Origin of the sequence: Rathayibacter sp. AY1F9 (assembly GCF_002932155.1) — a bacterium.
In the GTDB taxonomy this organism is placed as follows: Bacteria; Actinomycetota; Actinomycetes; order Actinomycetales; family Microbacteriaceae; genus Rathayibacter.
The window spans coordinates 56,938-74,467 of the sequence record NZ_PSVA01000019.1 but is presented as its reverse complement, the minus strand read 5'-3'; the positions used below and the strand labels follow the sequence as shown (position 1 = coordinate 74,467).

Here is a 17,530-nt window from a genome sequence, read left to right as displayed (position 1 = left end):
ATCCGCCGGGCGGCCGCGTCGAGCGATCCGCACCGGATGTTCAGCACGGACGGGCGGGGAGTGCGCATCCCGGCGCCGAGCGGAAGGGGGTGCGGGAGGCGCGGGCGGCTGCCTACAGTCGGACTGCTGCGGCCCGGTTCCGCGGGTCGGACGACGGGAGGCGCGATGCGCGGCGAGGCGACGCTCTACACGGATGCGGTGGTGACGGCTCCGTTCGCCCTCGCGGTGATCGCGGAGGCGACCGGCTCGCGAGTGGTCGGCGCGCGGACTGCGGACGCGCACGTCCCGCTCTACAGCGGTCCGACGAGCGCGCGGGTCGAGATCGCGGGGTTCGGCGACAGCGTGCCGGTCACCGTCGACGTGCGCGACGAGCGCGGGATCGACGAGGCGCGCGCGGCCGCGCAGGCGCTCGGGCTGGAGCTCGCCGCCTACGCGGGCTGGGAGGTCGTGGCCGGCTTCTGAGCGTCGCGTCGGACCCGGGCGAGGTAGTAGCGGCTGGGAGCCGTCCTCACGATCGCGGGCACCAGGCGGTAGACGGCGAAGGTGCGCGAGAGCGCCCGCTCGAACCGCGCCTCCTGCCGTGCGGTCCAGTGGAAGCCGAAGGGCTCGCGGAGCGCCGCCGGGAGCAGGCCGGCGGTGATCAGGCGGAGGTAGGGGCCGAGCGGGCGCAGGTACCAGGCGGCGATGCTCGGGCCCAGCAGGTCGTGGGCGACGCGGCGGGCCGCGGGCGTGACCTCCAGGCGCTCCAGCTCCCGCTCCCAGTAGGCGTCGAACGCGGTGCGGGAGTCGGGCCAGAGGTCCGCGGGCATCTGCAGGGCCGCGCCGACGACGACGGAGCGGCGCACGATGTCGTCCGACTCCTCCTCGCTCAGCGCACCGAAGGCGCCCTCGTAGAGCTGCAGCATCGACTGGGTGAGCGTCGCCGCGACCCAGCGCTGCAGCTCCGGGTCGAAGGCCGTGTAGCCGGGGCCGCGCACGGGCACGTGCGCCCTGTTCACGCGGCGGCGGACGGCGCGCACGTCCTCGGGAGTGCCGTAGTGCAGGACGTAGAGGTAGGAGAGCGTCCCGTGCAGGCGGTTCACGGCCCGGTGCACGAAGTCGGAGTGGTCGGCGACGCCCTGCCCGACCGCCGGGTGCGCGATCTGGAGGAGGATCGCGCGCGCGCCCGCCAGCAGGAACACGCCCTCGCGGAAGACGTCCGGGGTGCGGGAGGCCGACGACATGGCTCCACGCTACGCGGGAGCGGCGGGCGGAGGAGGAGCCGGCGCCCCCGGCGGGCGTCCGGCGGGCGCGGAGCGACCGCACGGGAAGCCCCCGGCGGGTGCGGAGTAGACTCGGCGCGGCCCAGGGACAGTGCCGAGACTCCGGCGTCGTCCGGGCCACCTCGAACTCGAAACGCAAGCGCGCTCGGCGCGGAATGGGAATGCAGCGTGGATCTCTTCGAATACCAGGCCCGTGATCTGTTCGAGAAGTACGGCGTCCCCGTGCTCCCGGGCATCGTCGCCGACACGCCGGAGGAGGTGCGCGCCGCGGCGGAGAAGCTGGGCGGCGTCACCGTCGTCAAGGCGCAGGTCAAGATCGGCGGCCGCGGCAAGGCGGGCGGCGTGAAGGTCGCGAAGACCCCCGAGGACGCATTCGCCGCGGCGCAGTCGATCCTCGGCCTCGACATCAAGGGCCACGTCGTCAAGCGCGTCATGGTCGCCGGCGGTGCGCGCATCGACCGTGAGTTCTACTTCTCGGTGCTGCTGGACCGGGCCAACCGCTCCTACCTCTCGCTCACCTCCTACGAGGGCGGCATGGAGATCGAGCAGCTCGCCGTCGAGCGCCCCGACGCCCTCGCGCGCGTCGAGGTCGTCCCCGGCCAGGGCATCGATCAGGCCAAGGCCGAGGAGATCGCCCGCGCGGCGAAATTCCCGGAGGAGCTGATCGCCAAGGTCGCGCCCGTCCTGGTGAAGCTGTACGACGTCTACACCGGCGAGGACGCCACGCTCGTCGAGGTGAACCCGCTCGTGCTCACCGAGGAGGGCGACATCGTCGCGCTCGACGGCAAGGTCTCGCTCGACGAGAACGCCGGCTTCCGCCACGCGGACCACGCCGCGCTCGAGGACAAGGACGCCGCCGACCCGCTCGAGGCGAAGGCCAAGGAGAACGACCTCAACTACGTGAAGCTCGACGGCGAGGTCGGCATCATCGGCAACGGCGCGGGCCTGGTCATGTCGACCCTCGACGTCGTCGCCTACGCCGGAGAGAGGCACAACGGCGTGAAGCCGGCCAACTTCCTCGACATCGGCGGCGGAGCCTCCGCCCAGGTGATGGCGAACGGCCTCGACGTGATCCTCGGCGACGAGCAGGTCAAGAGCGTCTTCGTCAACGTCTTCGGAGGCATCACCGCGTGCGACGCGGTCGCCAACGGCATCCTCCAGGCGCTCGAGATCCTCGGCGACTCGGCCACGAAGCCGCTCGTCGTCCGCCTCGACGGCAACAAGGTCGAGGAGGGCCGCGCGATCCTCCAGGCCGCCGCCAACCCGCTCATCACGCTCGCCGCGACCATGGACGAGGGCGCCGACAAGGCCGCCGAACTCGCCGCCGCGTAACGGACCCGACGACTCAAGGAATCAGAGAACAAGCATGTCGATCTTCCTCACCAAGGACTCCAAGGTCATCGTCCAGGGCATCACCGGCGGCGAGGGCACCAAGCACACCGCGCTGATGCTCAAGGCCGGCACGAACGTGGTCGGCGGCGTCAACGCCCGCAAGGCCGGCACGACCGTCACCCACGGCGACGTCGAGCTCCCCGTCTTCGGCACCGTGAAGGAGGCGATGGAGGCCACCGGCGCCGACGTCTCCATCGCGTTCGTGCCGCCCGCCTTCTCGAAGGACGCCGTCATCGAGGCGATCGACGCCGAGATCGGCCTCCTCGTCGTCATCACCGAGGGCATCCCGGTGCAGGACTCCGCGGAGTTCTGGGCGTACGCGCAGGAGAAGGGGAACAAGACCCGGATCATCGGCCCCAACTGCCCCGGCATCATCACGCCGGGCGAGTCGCTCGTGGGCATCACCCCCGCGACGATCACCGGCAAGGGCCCGATCGGCCTCGTCTCGAAGTCGGGCACCCTGACCTACCAGATGATGTACGAGCTGCGCGACCTGGGCTTCTCGACCGCGATCGGCATCGGCGGCGACCCGATCATCGGCACGACGCACATCGACGCGCTCGCCGCGTTCGAGGCCGACCCCGAGACGAAGGCGATCGTGATGATCGGCGAGATCGGCGGCGACGCCGAGGAGCGCGCCGCGGACTTCATCAAGGCGAACGTCACGAAGCCCGTCGTCGGCTACGTCGCCGGCTTCACCGCCCCCGAGGGCAAGACGATGGGCCACGCCGGCGCCATCGTCTCCGGCTCGGCCGGCACCGCGCAGGCCAAGAAGGAGGCCCTCGAGGCCGCGGGCGTGAAGGTCGGCAAGACGCCGTCCGAGACGGCCGCCCTGCTCCGCGAGGTCTACGCGGCGCTCTAGCGCCCGTCCTCCCCGCACCACCGTCGGAACGGACGGTGCCCCTGCTCCGGCGGGCGGCGCCGTCCGTTCCGTCGTCGGGGCGGGTCAGGCCGGAGTAGCGTCGCAGCGTGACCCGCCGCCTCGGACTCGACCTGCTGACCTTCGTGCCGTACCCGGAGGGCCCCGAGCAGCCCGGCGACGCCGCGCGGAGCCTCGAGGAGGGGCTGGCACTGCTCGAGCTCGCCGAGGAACTCGGCTACGGCACCGGCTGGGTCCGCGTGCGGCACTTCGAGCGCTACCTCGCGTCTCCGATGACCTTCTTCGCGGCCGCCTCCCAGCGGACCCGCCGCCTCCGCCTCGGGACCGCGGTCATCGGCGCCCGCTACGAGTCGCCCGTGCGCCTCGCCGAGGACGCCGCGACCGTGGACCTGCTCTCGGGCGGACGCCTCGACCTCGGCGTCAGCAGCGGCTTCGCGCATCTCTCCTCCGTCTTCGACGGGGTGTTCGGGCAGGCCGAGCGCGACTTCCGCGAGGAGGCGCAGGAGCGCATCGCGCGACTCCGCGAGGCGCTCTCGGGCGCCGTGCTCGGCGTCGCGGAGTCGGCCCTGATGTCGGTCCCGGTCGGCGCTCCGCTGGTTCAGCAGCCGCACGCGCCCGGCCTCGCCGACCGGCTCTGGTACGGGGCGGGAACGGTGTCCTCCGCGGTCCGGGCGGGCGAGCAGGGCATGCACCTGCAGGTGTCCACGCTCAACACGGAGGAGACGGGCCTGCCGTTCGCCGAGCAGCAGGCGGTGCAGATCCGTGCCTACCGCGAGGCCTTCGCCGCCGCGCACCCGGGGCGCACGTCCAGGGTGACGGCGGGCCGCATCGTGCTGCCGCTGCTCGACGCCGCCGACGAGGAGGCGCACCGCCCCTTCATCGAGGGCTACCTCGCGCGGATGGACGACAAGGGCCGCCCCCGCACGGCCGACCGGTCGATCATCGCCGCCCCGATGCGCTTCAGCCCCCTCCACGTCGGGAGCCCGGAGCGGATCGTCGCGTCGCTCGCCGCGGATCCGGCGCTCGCGGAGGCGGACGCGCTCACGGTGACGCTCCCGGCGGTCGGCGGGGTGGAGTCGCACCGGCGCATCCTGCGCGCCGTCGCCGAGCGCATCGCCCCGCAGCTGGGCTGGACGCCCGGCGCTTGAGGATCAGCGCCGCGCGAGCAGTGCCCGGACGGGCCGCTGCAGCAGGAGCAGGAGCAGCCACCAGAGCCCGACCGACGGGACCAGCAGCGCCAGCGCCAGTGCGACGAGGAGCAGCGCGAAGGGCAGCAGGGCGGGCGCGAGCGGCAGGGGCCCTGCGCCGGGCCGCCTGAGCTCCGGGTGCCGGGAGAGGCGCAGCTCGATCAGGACCAGCGCCCCGCTCATCGCGGCCATCGTGCCGATGTAGAGCCCGATCGTCGCCCGGGAGTCCGGGAACAGCGCCAGCGCGCTCGTCGAGAACGGGAAGAACGCCAGCGCGGCCAGCCAGAGCAGGTCCAGCCACACCAGGGCGCCGTCGTAGTCCCCGGCGATCTCGAAGACGCGGTGGTGGGGGATCCAGAAGACGGCGATGACCGCGAAGGAGAGCGCGAAGGCGAGGACCGAGTCCAGGTGCTCCGCGAGCAGCGCCGGGACTCCGCCGCCCTCCCGGGCGACCTCGGGAGCCAGCTGCACCAGCGGCAGGACGAGGACGGTGATGGCGATGGCGGCGGTCGCGTCCGAGAAGATGACGAGCCGGTCGAGCCCGCGCTCCGTCCGGCGGTGGGCCGCTCGTCCTCCGGGGCGACCGCGGTGCACCAGGCGCTCGATCGGACCCGAGAGCAGGAGCAGCAGGAGCGCGAACATGTTGACGGCCGGCACGGCGACGGCGAGCACGAGGGCCGCGAGGAGGACGCTGATCACGATCAGCGACCTCGAGAGGGAGCGCCGCGGTTCCGCCCCCGGGGCCAGGAGATCCGGGTCGCGGCGCACGATGAGCTGCATCGCGAGGGTCGCCGCGCTCGCCGCGATCATCGTGCCGATGTAGAGCGCGATGACGCTGCCGTCGGTGTCGAGCACGTTCGAGATCAGGTTCGCCGCGAAGGGGAGCAGCACGACCGCGGCCAGCCAGACGAAGTTCGCGACGACGAGCGCGGGCGAGTACCGGGCCACGCCCTCGAAGACGGAGTGGTGGACCGCCCACAGCCGCCCGATCACGGCGAACGTGATGAAGAAGGCGGAGAGGGTGCCGTAGTGCCCGGTGAGGAGGGACCCCAGATCGGCCGCGCGGCCCTCCTCGACCACGTCGACCAGGGGGAGGACGAGGAACGTGATGGCGATGGCGACGACGGCGTCGGAGAAGTTCACGAGGCGGTCCAGGCCGCGCTCCGTCCGTGCGTCCGAGGTCCCCGTCGTGGCTCCGACACTAGAGGGCCGGGCGGCGCGCCCCTGACCCGCCTCCGAGCGCGCCGCCGCTAGGCTCGTCAGGCCCATGAACCGGATCACCGTCGCCCTCCTCGCCGCCTTCGACGCCGCGCTGTCGGCGCTGATCGGGATCGCGATCCCGCTCGTCCCGCTGACCGTCCTCTGGGCCGTGCAGTACGACACGACGGTCGACTTCGGCGTGTTCTGGCGGGTCGCCGCCGACGCCTGGCTGCTCGGCCACGGGGCCGACCTGCAGGCGGCGCTGGCCCCCGACTCCGCCCTCGCCGTGGCGCTGCCCGGAGGCGCGGACGCCTTCCCGGTGACGATCGCTCCGTTGGCGTTCGCACTCCTCACCGTGCTGCTCGGCGCGCGCACCGGCCGCCGCGCCCAGGAGTCGCCGTTCCGGGCCATCGGCGTCCTCGTCGCGATCGCGACCTACCTGGCGATCGCGCTCCTGGTCTCGCTCGGATCCGCGGACCCGGCCGCCACCGTCGATCCCCTGCAGGGGACGCTGCTGCCGCCGCTCGTCTTCGCGCTGGGGGTGCTCGTCGGAGCAGCGCTCCACTCCGCCCGCAGCGACGAGGCCGACCCCCTCGGCGAGCTGGCCGCCTCCGCGCTCGACCGCGTCCCCGCGCCGGGGCCCGGGCTCGTCCTCGCGTCGCTGCGCGGGGGAGCGCTCGCCGCGGCGGGCGTGGTCGGCGTCGCGGCGGTGCTCGTCGCCGTGCTGCTGGTCGTGCACTACACCTCGGTCGTCGCGCTCTACGAGAGCCTGGGCGCCGAGGCGCTCGGCGGCCTGGCCCTCACTCTCGGGCAGCTGGCGTTCCTCCCGAACCTGGTGATCTGGGCGGCGAGCTGGCTGATCGGCCCGGGCTTCGCCCTCGGCACCGGCTCCTCCGTGAGCGCGGCCGGGACGCTGCTCGGACCGATCCCGTCGATCCCGGTCCTCGCCGCACTGCCCGCAGGGGACTCGGCCTTCGGATTCCTCGGGCTGCTCGTGCCGCTGCTCGCCGGGTTCGCCGCGGGATGGCGGCTGCGGCGCGGCGTGATCGAGGCGCTCGACGGACGCTCGCTTCTGCGCTGGGGCGCGGCCGCGGCCGGCGGGATCGGCGTGGTCGGCGGCCTGCTGCTCGGGCTCCTCGCCTGGTTCTCGGCGGGCGCCGCCGGGCCCGGGCGGCTCGCCCAGGTGGGCCCGGACCCGCTCGTCGTCGGGGCGGTCGCCGCCCTCGAGCTCGCGCTGGCCGCGGGCCTGGGCCTCGCCGCGGGCCGCAGCCGGCGCGGCTGACGCCGGCGGAGGCGTCCCCCTAGACTTGCGCAGTGCTGAAGTTGGTCGTGCTCCTCTCCGGCGGCGGATCGAACCTCCGCGCCCTGCTGGACGCCACCGGCGACGAGGGCTTCCCCGCCCGCATCGTCGCGGTCGGCAGCGACACCGACGCCGAGGGCTTCCGCCACGCCGAGGAGCGCGGAGTCCCCGCCTTCACGGTCGCGCCGCGCGACTTCTCCTCCCGCGACGAGTGGGGCGCCGCCCTGCTCGGGCGCATCCAGGAGTGGGAGCCCGACCTCGTCGTCTGCGCGGGCTTCATGCGCATCCTGCCGCCCGTGGTGGTGGACGCGCTCAGCCCGCGGATGATCAACACGCATCCCGCCCTGCTGCCCCTCTTCCCCGGCGCCCACGCCGTCCGCGACGCCCTCGCCGCCGGCGCGACCGAGACCGGCGTCACCGTGCACGTGATCGACACCGGCGTCGACACGGGCCCCGTCATCGCCCAGGAGAGCCTCGCCGTGCTCCCCGACGAGAGCGAGGACGCGCTGCACGAGCGCATCAAGACCATCGAGCGTCGCCTGCTGGTGCAGACGGTGCTCGACATCGCCCACGGAACCGTCGACCTCGAGGAGCTCGCCCGCGCATGAGCATCACCGCCCACGACCCCAGCAGCTACGACGACCGCGACCGGGTCCCCGTCCGCCGGGCGCTGATCTCGGTCAGCGACAAGACCGGCCTGCTCGAGCTCGGAGCGGCGCTCGCCGCGGCCGGCGTCGAGCTCGTCTCCACCGGCTCGACCGCAGCGACCCTCCGCGGCGCCGGCCACGAGGTCACCGACGTCTCGGCCGTCACCGGGTTCCCGGAGTCGCTCGACGGCCGCGTGAAGACGCTGCACCCGGCCGTGCACGCGGGCATCCTCGCCGACCTGAGGCTCGCCTCGCACCGCGAGCAGCTGGAGCAGCTCGACATCGCCGCGTTCGAGCTGGTCGTGGTGAACCTGTACCCGTTCCGCGAGACCGTCGCCGGCGGCGCCGACGCGGCGACCGTGGTCGAGAACATCGACATCGGGGGCCCGGCCCTCGTCCGCGCCTCCGCGAAGAACCACGCGAACGTCGCGATCGTCGTCGACCCGGCCGACTACTCCGGGATCGAGACCGCCCTCGCCGACGGCGGCACGACGCTCGCCGCGCGCCGCACCCTGGCGGCCCGCGCCTTCGCGCACACCGCCTCCTACGACTCCGCCGTCGCCGCCTGGTTCGCCGGGCAGGAGGCGGCCGAGGGCGTCGAGGGCTCGGTCGAGATCCGCGGGACCCTGCAGCAGGTCCTCCGCTACGGCGAGAACTCGCACCAGAAGGCGGCCCTCTACGTCTCGCCCGACGGCACCGGCATCGCGCAGGCGACGCAGCTGCACGGCAAGGAGATGTCCTACAACAACTACGTCGACGCCGACGCGGCCGTCCGCGCGGCGTACGACTTCGTACTGCCCGCCGTCGCGATCATCAAGCACGCGAACCCGTGCGGCATCGCGATCGCGAGCTCGAAGGCGATCGACCCCATCGCCTCCGCTCACCGCCGCGCCCACGAGTGCGACCCGGTGTCGGCCTTCGGCGGCGTCATCGCCGCGAACCGGCCCGTCACCCTCGCCATGGCCGAGACGGTGAAGGAGATCTTCACCGAGGTGCTCGTCGCCCCCGGCTTCGAGCCCGAGGCGCTCGAGGTGCTGAAGACCAAGAAGAACCTGCGCCTGCTGCAGCTCCCCGACTTCTACGCCCCCGTCGAGCACGAGTTCAAGCAGATCTCCGGCGGCCTGCTGCTGCAGGAGCCGGACCGCTTCATCGGCGGCCCCGGCGAGGTCAGCTCCGGCTGGCAGCTCGTCGCCGGCGAGCCCGCCGACGCAGACACGATGCTCGACCTCGAGTTCGCGTGGAAGGCCTGCCGCGCCGTCAAGTCGAACGCGATCCTCCTCGCCAAGGGCGGCGCCTCCGTCGGCGTCGGCATGGGCCAGGTCAACCGCGTCGACTCCTGCCACCTCGCCGTCACCCGCGCCGGCGACCGCGCCCCCGGCTCCGTCGCCGCCTCCGACGCGTTCTTCCCCTTCGCCGACGGCCTCGAGGTGCTCCTCGCCGCCGGCGTGAGGGCCGTCGTCCAGCCCGGCGGCTCCGTCCGCGACGCCGAGGTCATCGACGCGGCCGCCCGCGCCGGCGTCACGATGTACACGACGGGGGAGCGGCACTTCTTCCACTGAGTGACGGGCGCTCCGCGCCCGTCACTCAGGTGCTTGTCTTCCCCGCCGCTCCTTGCGCGGCGGGGCGCGGTCGGCTCGGCGACGGGGTGCGTTCCGTGGAGCGGGGTGCGTCGCCGGTCGCGGGAATCGCTTGGCACGCGATTCCCGCTGAACCGGCTCTGCCTTGGCGTGTTCGTCTTCCCCGCCGCTCCCTGCGCGGCGGGGCGCGGTCGGCTTCGCGACGGGGTGCGTTCCGTAGAGCGGGGTGCGTCGCCGGTCGCGGGAATCGCTTGGCACGCGATTCCCGCTGAACCGGCTCTGCCTTGCGGTGGGCGGTTTCCCGGCCGCATCCTGCGGGGCGCGGTCGGCTTCGCGACACGGAGCGTTCCGTGGAGCGGGTCGCGTCGCCGGTCGCGGGAATCGCTTCGCACGCGATTCCCGCTGAGTCGGCTCTGCCTTGCGGCGGGCGTCTTCCCGGCCGCTGCTCGCGCGGCGGGGCGCGGTCGGCTTCGCGATGTGAGGCGTTACAGGGAGCGGGGGCGTCGTGGATCGCGGGAATCGCTGGGCACGGGACGCCGCTGAAACCGCTCTGCTTTGCGGTGGGCGGCTCTTAGGGGGCTGCTAGGGGATCGACAGGCGAGGCGGGGGCGGGGGCGCGTAGGGTCGCCGGGTGCCTTCCGACTCGACGCCCGCGTCCACTCCCGACACCCCGACCGCAGCGACCACGACCGCCCCGAACCGGGGCCGCGCGCCCGGAACGGGCCGCCGGATCCTCGTCGCGCTGCTCGCCGCCGCGGCGACCGCGCTCGTGGCGCACCTCGCCAACCTGCTGGCCTTCTTCATCGGCAACCAGCTGCAGCCCGGCTCCATCCCGCAGGTCAACGCCTACTTCCTGCTCTCGAGCGTGCTCGGCTTCGTGGTCGTCCTCGTCCTCGCCGTCGCGGGGACGCTCGGACGCACCTGGAGCGCCGCCCTCGCGGGACTCGTCGCGGGTGTGGTCGGAGCCGTGTTCGGCACGCTCGTCCAAGCCAGCGCCACCGGCGAGGCCGTCACGGGCGCCGTCTGGGCCTCCATCTTCCAGACCTTCGCCGGACTCAACCTCGTCTTCCTGCTCGCGTTCACCGTCTCGGCGGCGAGCGTCGGCCACACAATCTGGAACCGCCTCCGCACCACGGGCGCTCCGGCCGCCGTCGTCACCGACCGCCGCATCGCGATCGTCCGGGCCCCGGCCGCCGACCTCTCGGCGGGCGAGCTCACCCACCTCGAGCGCGTCCCCGTCGACCAGCAGCGCGCCCAGCAGCAGTGGGAGGCGTACGTCGACCTGCTCGAGCGGGCCGGCTGGGAGACGGTCGAGGCCGCACCGGCGCCCGGACTCGCCGACTCCGTCTTCCTCGAGGACGCGGTCGTCGTCTTCGGCGACCACGCCGTGATCGCCCGGTCCGGAGCGGAGTCCCGCCGCGGAGAGACGGCGGGCGCCGAGGAGGCCGTCCGCGCCCTCGGCCTGACGGTCGACCGCATCGAGGAGCCGGGCACGCTCGACGGCGGCGACGTCCTCAAGGTGGGATCGACGGTCTACGTCGGCCGCGGAGGCCGGACCGACGCGGCGGGGGTCGCCCAGCTGCGCGCGATCCTCCGCCCCCGCGGGTACGACGTCGTCGCGGTCCCGCTGACGAAGGTGCTGCACCTCAAGAGCGCCGTGACCGCGCTGCCCGACGGCACGGTCATCGGCTGGGAGCCGGTCGTCGACGAGCCGCGCCTGTTCCCCTCCTTCCTGCCGATGCCCGAGGAGCCGGGCGCCCACGTGGTCGTCCTCGACGACGACACCCTCCTGATGGCAGCCTCCGCTCCCCGGAGCGCCGAGCTGCTGCGGAGCCTGGGCTACCGCGTCCTCACCGTGGACGTCTCGGAGTTCGAGAAGCTCGAGGGCTGTGTCACCTGCCTCTCGGTCCGCGTCCGCTGACGGCGGAGGCGGGGGGAACCGCCGGATCGCGGCGGCCGCTGGACGGAGCACATAGCCCGGGTATAGCCTTCAAGGCTGCCCGGAGCTCTCCGGCCCGGTGGCACCTCCCGCCTCCCCGCCCACCCGGCAGGGGAGGCCCCGCCCTCGTCGCGAAAGCCCTCCGCCGTGTCCGCTCCCGCCCTCCCGTCTCCCGGCGCTCCCGCGCAGAAGCGCCCGAGCACGCTGCAGACCCTGCTGCGCCTCGTCCCCTTCGTCGGCGACTCCCTGCCCCGGCTGGTCGGCGGCATCGCGGTCGCGCTCGTGGCGAGCCTGGTGTCGCTGGTCATCCCGATCGTCCTGCAGCAGCTCGTCGACGGGCCGCTGGGGGACGGAGCGGCCTCCGCCGGCTCCGGCGACCTCGGGCCGCTGATCGGCCCGGTCGCCGTCATCCTCGTGCTCGGCGTCGTCGAGGCCGGTGCCATCGCGCTACGCCGCCGGATGGTCCTCACCCCCAGCACGCGGATCGAGGCGCGCATGCGCTCGGCGCTCTACAGCCGCCTGCAGGACCTCCCCGTCTCGTTCCACGACCGCTGGCAGAGCGGGCAGCTCCTGTCGCGGGCGATGAGCGACCTCAGCCTCATCCGCCGCTGGATAGCCTTCGGCTTCGTCCTGCTCGTGGTCAACGCGCTGACGATCGTCGTCGGCTTCGGCGTCCTCGTCTACTGGAACCCGATCCTCGGCGTGCTCTTCGTCGTGTGCTCGATCCCGGTCTGGATCTACGGGTTCGCGTTCGAGAAGCGCTACTCGAGCATCGCGCGCCGCAGCCAGGACCAGGCGGGCGACCTCGCCACGACCGTCGAGCAGTCGGTGCACGGCATCCGCGTCCTCAAGGCCTTCGGCCGCCACCAGCACGCGCTGGAGAACTTCGCCGGCCAGGCCGAGAAGCTCCGCGGCACCGAGATCGACAAGGCCCGCGCCATCGCCGGGATCTGGCTCGTCCTGCTGCTGGTGCCGGACATCGCGTTCGCGCTCTGCCTGCTCGGCGGGGTCTGGCTCGCCGCGGCCGGCCAGCTGAGCGTCGGCGAGCTGTTCGCCTTCTTCGCCACCGCGACCGTGCTGCGCTGGCCGGTGGAGTCGATCGGCTTCCTCCTCTCGATGACCTTCGACACCCGCACGGCGGTCGACCGCTACTTCGAGGTGATGGACAGCCGGAACACCATCACCGACCCGGCGGACCCCGGGACGATCCTCGAGCCGCGCGGTCGGGTCCGCTTCCGCGACGTCCACTTCCGCTACCAGGACGCCCCCGAGCGCTACCGCGACCTCCTCGACGGCGTCGACCTCGAGGTCGAGCCGGGCGAGACGATGGCACTGGTCGGCATCACCGGCTCCGGGAAGACGACGCTCACCGCGCTGCTCCCGCGCCTCTACGACGTGACCGGCGGAGCCATCGAGCTCGACGGCGTCGACATCCGCCGGCTCCGCCGCGACGAGCTGCGCACGCACATCGGCATGGCGTTCGAGGACGCGACGCTCTTCTCCACCAGCGTGCGCGAGAACGTCCTCCTCGGCCGACCCGACGCGACCGAGGAGGAGCTGCTCGAGGCCCTCGAGATCGCGCAGGCCGACTTCGTCCACCGCCTCCCCGAGGGCCTGGACACGAAGGTGGGCGAGGAGGGGATGAGCCTCTCCGGCGGCCAGCGCCAGCGCCTGGCCCTCGCCCGCGCGGTGGCCGCGCGTCCGGCGGTGCTCGTCCTCGACGACCCGCTCTCGGCGCTCGACGTCGACACGGAGGCGCGCGTCGAGGCGGGGCTGCGCCGCGTGCTCGGCGACACCACGGCGATCATCGTCGCCCACCGCCCCTCGACGGTGGCGCTCGCCGATCGCGTGGCACTGATGGAGGAGGGCCGCATCACCGCGGTCGGCACCCACAGCGAGCTGCTCGCGAGCAGCCCGCACTACCGCTTCGTCATCTCGAGCCTCGAGGAGGACGAGCTGACCCGGCCCGCCGGGACCGAGCGCATCGGCTCCCGCCCCACGACGACCCACCAGGAGACGCGATCATGAGCACGCTCGGTTCCTCCGAGGAGCGCGACGACCTCAGCAGAGCGGAGTCGGCGGCTCTGCGCCGGCGCTCGCTGCGGCTGCTCGGCTCCCTGCTGCGGCCGCTCCGGCTGCGGCTGGTGCTCACCGCGGTCGTGGTCGTCGTCGCGACCGCTGCCCAGGTCGCGGGACCGGCGCTGATCGCGGCGGGCATCGACAACGGCCTGCCCGCGGTCCTCGCGGGGAACGCGGTCCCGCTGGCGGTCACGGTCGGCGCCTACATCCTCACCGGACTCGTCGGCGCGCTCCTGGTCGCCTGGTACACCGTGCTCTCCGCGCGGGTGAGCCAGGCGATCCTGATCGACCTGCGCAAGCGGGTCTTCCTGCACACCCAGAAGCTGAGCCTGGAGTTCCACGAGAATTACACCTCCGGCCGGATCATCTCGCGCCAGACCAGCGACCTCGACTCCATCCGCGAGCTGCTCGACTCCGGCATCAACCAGCTGGTGCAGGGTGCGCTCTACATGGGCTTCGTCGCGATCGCCCTGGTCTCCCTGGACGGCGTGAGCGGCATCGTGCTCGCCTGCGCCCTGGTGCCGCTCGCGCTGCTCACCCGCTGGTTCCAGAAGCGGTCGCAGGCGCTGTTCCGCGGCACCCGCGTCGCCTCGTCGCGGCTGATCGTGCAGTTCGTGGAGTCGATGACCGGCATCCGCGCCGTGCAGACCTTCCGCACGCAGAAGCGCAACGAGTCCGTGTTCGGCGGGGTCGTCGAGCAGTACCGGCTCGCCTACAAGCGCGTCTTCGGAGTGTTCGGCACCTTCGACCCCGGGCTCGTGCTGATCGGCAACGTCACCGTCGCCGTGGTGCTGTTCATCGGCGGCGTCCGCGTGCTCGACGGCGGGCTCGAGATCGGCGCGCTGCTGGCGGTCCTGCTCTACACGCGGCGCTTCTTCGACCCGGTGCAGGAGATGGCGATGTTCTACAACTCCTACCAGTCGGCGGCCGCCGCGCTCGAGAAGATCTCGGGCGTGCTGGCCGAGGAGCCGAGCGTCCCGGATCCGGCCCGCCCGGTCGACCTGCGGCAGGCGCGGGGCCGCCTCGGCTTCGAGGGCGTCCGCTTCGCCTACACCGCCGACCGCGAGGTGCTGCCGCGCTTCGACCTCGACATCCCCGCCGGGCAGACCATCGCCCTCGTCGGGTCCACGGGCGCCGGCAAGACGACGCTCGCCAAGCTGATCTCGCGCTTCTACGACCCGAGCGACGGCGTGGTGACCCTCGACGGCGTGGACCTGCGGCAGCTGCACCCGAAGGACCTGCGGCGCGCGATCGTGATGGTCACCCAGGAGGCGTACCTCTTCTCCGGATCCGTCGCCGACAACATCGCGATCGGGCGGCCGACCGCGTCCTACGACGAGATCGTCCGGGCCGCGCAGGCGGTCGGCGCGCACGAGTTCATCCAGGCGCTTCCGGACGGCTACGACACCGATGTGAACAAGCGCGGCGGCCGCGTCTCGGCCGGTCAGCGCCAGCTGATCTCGTTCGCCCGCGCGTTCCTGGCCGACCCGGCGGTGCTGATCCTGGACGAGGCGACCTCCTCCCTCGACATCCCGAGCGAGCGCCTGGTGCAGCAGGGCCTGCAGACGCTCCTGGCGGACCGCACGGCGGTCATCATCGCGCATCGCCTCTCGACGGTCGCGATCGCCGACCGGGTGCTGGTGATGGAGCACGGCCGCATCGTCGAGGACGGCACTCCGGAGGCGCTCATCGCCGGCGAGGGCCGCTTCGCCACCCTGCACGCGGCCTGGCGGGACTCGCTCGTCTGAGCGGCTGCCGCTCGCGACTAACGCACTTGAGCCGATCCCGGCTCAGGGGCGCCAGCGTGCGCTGCGCACGTCGACGCGCCAGCCGCCCGGCGTGACGACGAGGGGCGTGCCCTCGCGCTCGTACTCCCGGCGGGCGCGCTCCTCGTGGCCGACCGGGGGCGCTCCTCCCGCGCGGACGACGCGCCACCAGGCGGTGTCGGAGCCGTAGCGGGCCATCACCGTGCCGACCGCGCGTGCCGCACGAGTGCCGAGGACCGCGGCGATCTCGCCGTAGGCCATCACGCGTCCGGGCGGGATCGAGGCGACCACCTCGAGGACGGCGGAGACGAAGTCGGCCGGCTCCGCTGCCTCCGGCGCCGCGCTCAGAGCGTCAGCGCCCCGATGTTCTCGCCGTACTGCGTCTCGCCGACGACCTCGAAGCCGATCCAGCGGAAGAACTGCTCCGGGCCGTCCTCGCCGGACTCCCAGATCACCGTGAGGGTGTCGAAGCCGCGGGCGCGGGCCTCGTCGGCGGTGGCGCGGACGGCGAAGGTGCCCACGCCGCGGCCCTGCTTCGCCGCGTCGATGTTGATGCGCCAGATGCAGCTGCGGAACTCCTCCGCCGCCTCCGGGTCGAAGTGCGCGTGGATGAAGCCGACCAGCTCGTCGCCGTCCATCACGGCCCGCTGCCAGGAGGCGCCCGGGTCGATCACCGCGGCGGCGGCGGAGTAGGAGACCGGCGCGATGAACTGCTCCTGGCCGGGTTTGAGGCTCAGACCGTTCACGGCGGAGATGTTCGAGGCGGACAGCTCTTCCAGGCGGAGGTCACTCATGCCGTCACTGTACCGGCGGCGCAGGACGGCGGGCATCCTCCTGTCGGGCGACGTGCGCCGGCCCCGGCGCGGACGATCGAGAACTGTCTCGACATCGAGACAGTTCGGGCCTCGGGTAGGCTGGCGGAGGCCATCCGGAGCGGTGCAGAGCCGCCCGTCCCGCACAGGTGCGGGGTCATCGACACCATGGGAGAGCAATGTCCAAGATCAAGGTTGAGGGAACGGTCGTCGAGCTCGACGGCGACGAGATGACGCGCATCATCTGGCAGAAGATCAAGGACACCCTCATCCACCCGTACCTCGACGTGAACCTCGAGTACTACGACCTCGGCATCGAGTACCGCGACGAGACGGACGACCAGGTCACGATCGACGCGGCGCACGCCATCCAGAAGCACGGCGTCGGCGTGAAGTGCGCGACCATCACCCCCGACGAGGCCCGCGTCGAGGAGTTCGGCCTCAAGAAGATGTGGAAGTCGCCCAACGGCACGATCCGCAACATCCTCGGCGGCGTGATCTTCCGCGAGCCCATCATCATCTCGAACATCCCGCGCCTGGTCCCCGGCTGGAACAAGCCGATCATCATCGGCCGCCACGCGTTCGGCGACCAGTACCGCGCCACCGACTTCGTCTTCAAGGGCAAGGGCACGCTGACCGTCGAGTTCACGCCCGAGGACGGCTCCGAGCCGATGAGGTTCGAGGTCTACAAGGCCCCGGACGACGGCATCGCGCAGGTCCAGTACAACCAGGACGCGTCGATCCGCGACTTCGCCCGCTCGTCGCTGAACTACGGCCTCTCGCGCAATTACCCGGTCTACCTCTCCACCAAGAACACGATCCTCAAGGCCTACGACGGCCGCTTCAAGGACATCTTCGAGGAGATCTTCGAGACCGAGTTCAAGGAGCGCTTCGACGCCGCGGGCCTCACCTACGAGCACCGCCTCATCGACGACATGGTCGCCTCGGCCATGAAGTGGGAGGGCGGCTACGTCTGGGCCTGCAAGAACTACGACGGCGACGTCCAGTCCGACACCGTCGCGCAGGGCTTCGGCTCGCTGGGCCTGATGACCTCCGTGCTCTCCACGCCCGACGGCAGCGTCGTCGAGGCGGAGGCGGCGCACGGCACCGTCACGCGCCACTACCGCCAGCACCAGGCCGGCAAGCCCACCTCGACGAACCCGATCGCCTCGATCTACGCCTGGACGCGCGGCCTCGCGCACCGCGGCAAGCTCGACGGCAACCAGGAGCTCATCGACTTCTCGCTCACCCTGGAGGACGTGGTCATCAAGACGGTCGAGTCCGGGAAGATGACGAAGGACCTCGCCCTGCTCGTCGGCCCCGAGCAGGGCTGGCAGACGACCGAGGAGTTCCTCGCGACCCTCGACGAGAACCTGAAGGCCCGCATGTCGGCCTGATCACCGGCTTCAGCAGACGCGTCCGGCCCGCACGATCCTCGGATCCTGCGGGCCGGACGCGTCTCCGGGCCCGGTGGGACGCGCCCGGGCCG

15 protein-coding genes are annotated in these 17,530 nt (G+C 72.6%); 11 read left to right on the top strand and 4 right to left on the bottom strand.

All coding sequences use genetic code 11. The features are described from left to right. The coding region (locus C5C37_RS17745) for a hypothetical protein (RefSeq protein WP_219814484.1) at window positions 1–462 on the top strand (462 nt) is incomplete at its 5' end. Here the strand turns inward: C5C37_RS17745 and C5C37_RS12550 are convergent. Beyond that, window positions 429–1,223: an oxygenase MpaB family protein gene (locus tag C5C37_RS12550; protein ID WP_104339018.1), complete on the bottom strand. Its 795-nt coding sequence runs from the start codon at window positions 1,221–1,223 to the stop codon at window positions 429–431. The two genes, C5C37_RS17745 and C5C37_RS12550, sit on opposite strands and share 34 nt — an antisense overlap. Window positions 1,224–1,430: 207 nt before the next feature. On the opposite strand from C5C37_RS12550, the gene sucC reads away from it, so the two are divergent. The 3 genes from sucC (at window position 1,431) to C5C37_RS12535 (ending at window position 4,682) form a co-directional block, all read left to right on the top strand. Further along, the gene (gene sucC, locus C5C37_RS12545) at window positions 1,431–2,594 is read left to right on the top strand and encodes an ADP-forming succinate--CoA ligase subunit beta (protein ID WP_104224928.1); all 1,164 of its coding nucleotides are present in this window, start codon (window positions 1,431–1,433) and stop codon (window positions 2,592–2,594) included. A 34-nt stretch (window positions 2,595–2,628) separates the two neighbouring features. Next, window positions 2,629–3,516, top strand: a complete 888-nt coding sequence (gene sucD, locus C5C37_RS12540) for a succinate--CoA ligase subunit alpha (RefSeq protein ID WP_104224929.1) — start codon at window positions 2,629–2,631, stop codon at window positions 3,514–3,516. Window positions 3,517–3,623: 107 nt separating this feature from the next. Beyond that, window positions 3,624–4,682: an LLM class flavin-dependent oxidoreductase gene (locus tag C5C37_RS12535; protein WP_104339017.1), complete on the top strand. Its 1,059-nt coding sequence runs from the start codon at window positions 3,624–3,626 to the stop codon at window positions 4,680–4,682. Between the two features lie 3 nt (window positions 4,683–4,685). Here the strand turns inward: C5C37_RS12535 and C5C37_RS12530 are convergent, their stop codons facing one another. Further along, entirely contained in the window at window positions 4,686–5,864 is a 1,179-nt protein-coding gene (locus C5C37_RS12530; RefSeq protein WP_181127417.1) for a TMEM175 family protein, read from the bottom strand. Window positions 5,865–5,988: 124 nt separating this feature from the next. Between C5C37_RS12530 and C5C37_RS12525 the strand changes: the two genes are divergently transcribed. From C5C37_RS12525 to C5C37_RS12500, 6 genes are all read left to right on the top strand, one after another. Continuing rightward, entirely contained in the window at window positions 5,989–7,203 is a 1,215-nt protein-coding gene (locus C5C37_RS12525; protein WP_104227293.1) for a DUF6350 family protein, read from the top strand. A gap of 32 nt (window positions 7,204–7,235) precedes the next feature. Further along, window positions 7,236–7,829, top strand: a complete 594-nt coding sequence (purN, locus tag C5C37_RS12520) for a phosphoribosylglycinamide formyltransferase (protein ID WP_104339015.1) — start codon at window positions 7,236–7,238, stop codon at window positions 7,827–7,829. Continuing rightward, window positions 7,826–9,427, top strand: coding sequence for a bifunctional phosphoribosylaminoimidazolecarboxamide formyltransferase/IMP cyclohydrolase (purH, locus tag C5C37_RS12515; RefSeq protein ID WP_104339014.1), 1,602 nt, complete (start codon window positions 7,826–7,828; stop codon window positions 9,425–9,427). Before purN ends, purH begins: the two co-directional genes overlap by 4 nt. 649 nt (window positions 9,428–10,076) lie before the next feature. Beyond that, entirely contained in the window at window positions 10,077–11,366 is a 1,290-nt protein-coding gene (ddaH, locus tag C5C37_RS18020; protein WP_308471054.1) for a dimethylargininase, read from the top strand. Between the two features lie 165 nt (window positions 11,367–11,531). Further along, entirely contained in the window at window positions 11,532–13,412 is a 1,881-nt protein-coding gene (locus tag C5C37_RS12505; RefSeq protein WP_104339013.1) for an ABC transporter ATP-binding protein, read from the top strand. After that, window positions 13,409–15,211, top strand: coding sequence for an ABC transporter ATP-binding protein (locus C5C37_RS12500; protein WP_104258297.1), 1,803 nt, complete (start codon window positions 13,409–13,411; stop codon window positions 15,209–15,211). Before C5C37_RS12505 ends, C5C37_RS12500 begins: the two co-directional genes overlap by 4 nt. Window positions 15,212–15,253: 42 nt before the next feature. Here the strand turns inward: C5C37_RS12500 and C5C37_RS12495 are convergent, their stop codons facing one another. Both C5C37_RS12495 and C5C37_RS12490 read right to left on the bottom strand, forming a co-directional pair. Further along, complete coding sequence (locus C5C37_RS12495; RefSeq protein ID WP_104238475.1) at window positions 15,254–15,577, bottom strand: MGMT family protein; 324 nt, start codon at window positions 15,575–15,577, stop codon at window positions 15,254–15,256. Further along, window positions 15,574–16,023, bottom strand: coding sequence for a GNAT family N-acetyltransferase (locus C5C37_RS12490; protein ID WP_104224946.1), 450 nt, complete (start codon window positions 16,021–16,023; stop codon window positions 15,574–15,576). The genes C5C37_RS12495 and C5C37_RS12490 overlap by 4 nt, the downstream gene beginning before the upstream one ends. 197 nt (window positions 16,024–16,220) lie before the next feature. Between C5C37_RS12490 and C5C37_RS12485 the strand changes: the two genes are divergently transcribed. Further along, window positions 16,221–17,438, top strand: a complete 1,218-nt coding sequence (locus C5C37_RS12485) for an NADP-dependent isocitrate dehydrogenase (RefSeq protein WP_104224939.1) — start codon at window positions 16,221–16,223, stop codon at window positions 17,436–17,438. The last annotated feature ends 92 nt before the right edge of the window (window positions 17,439–17,530 follow it).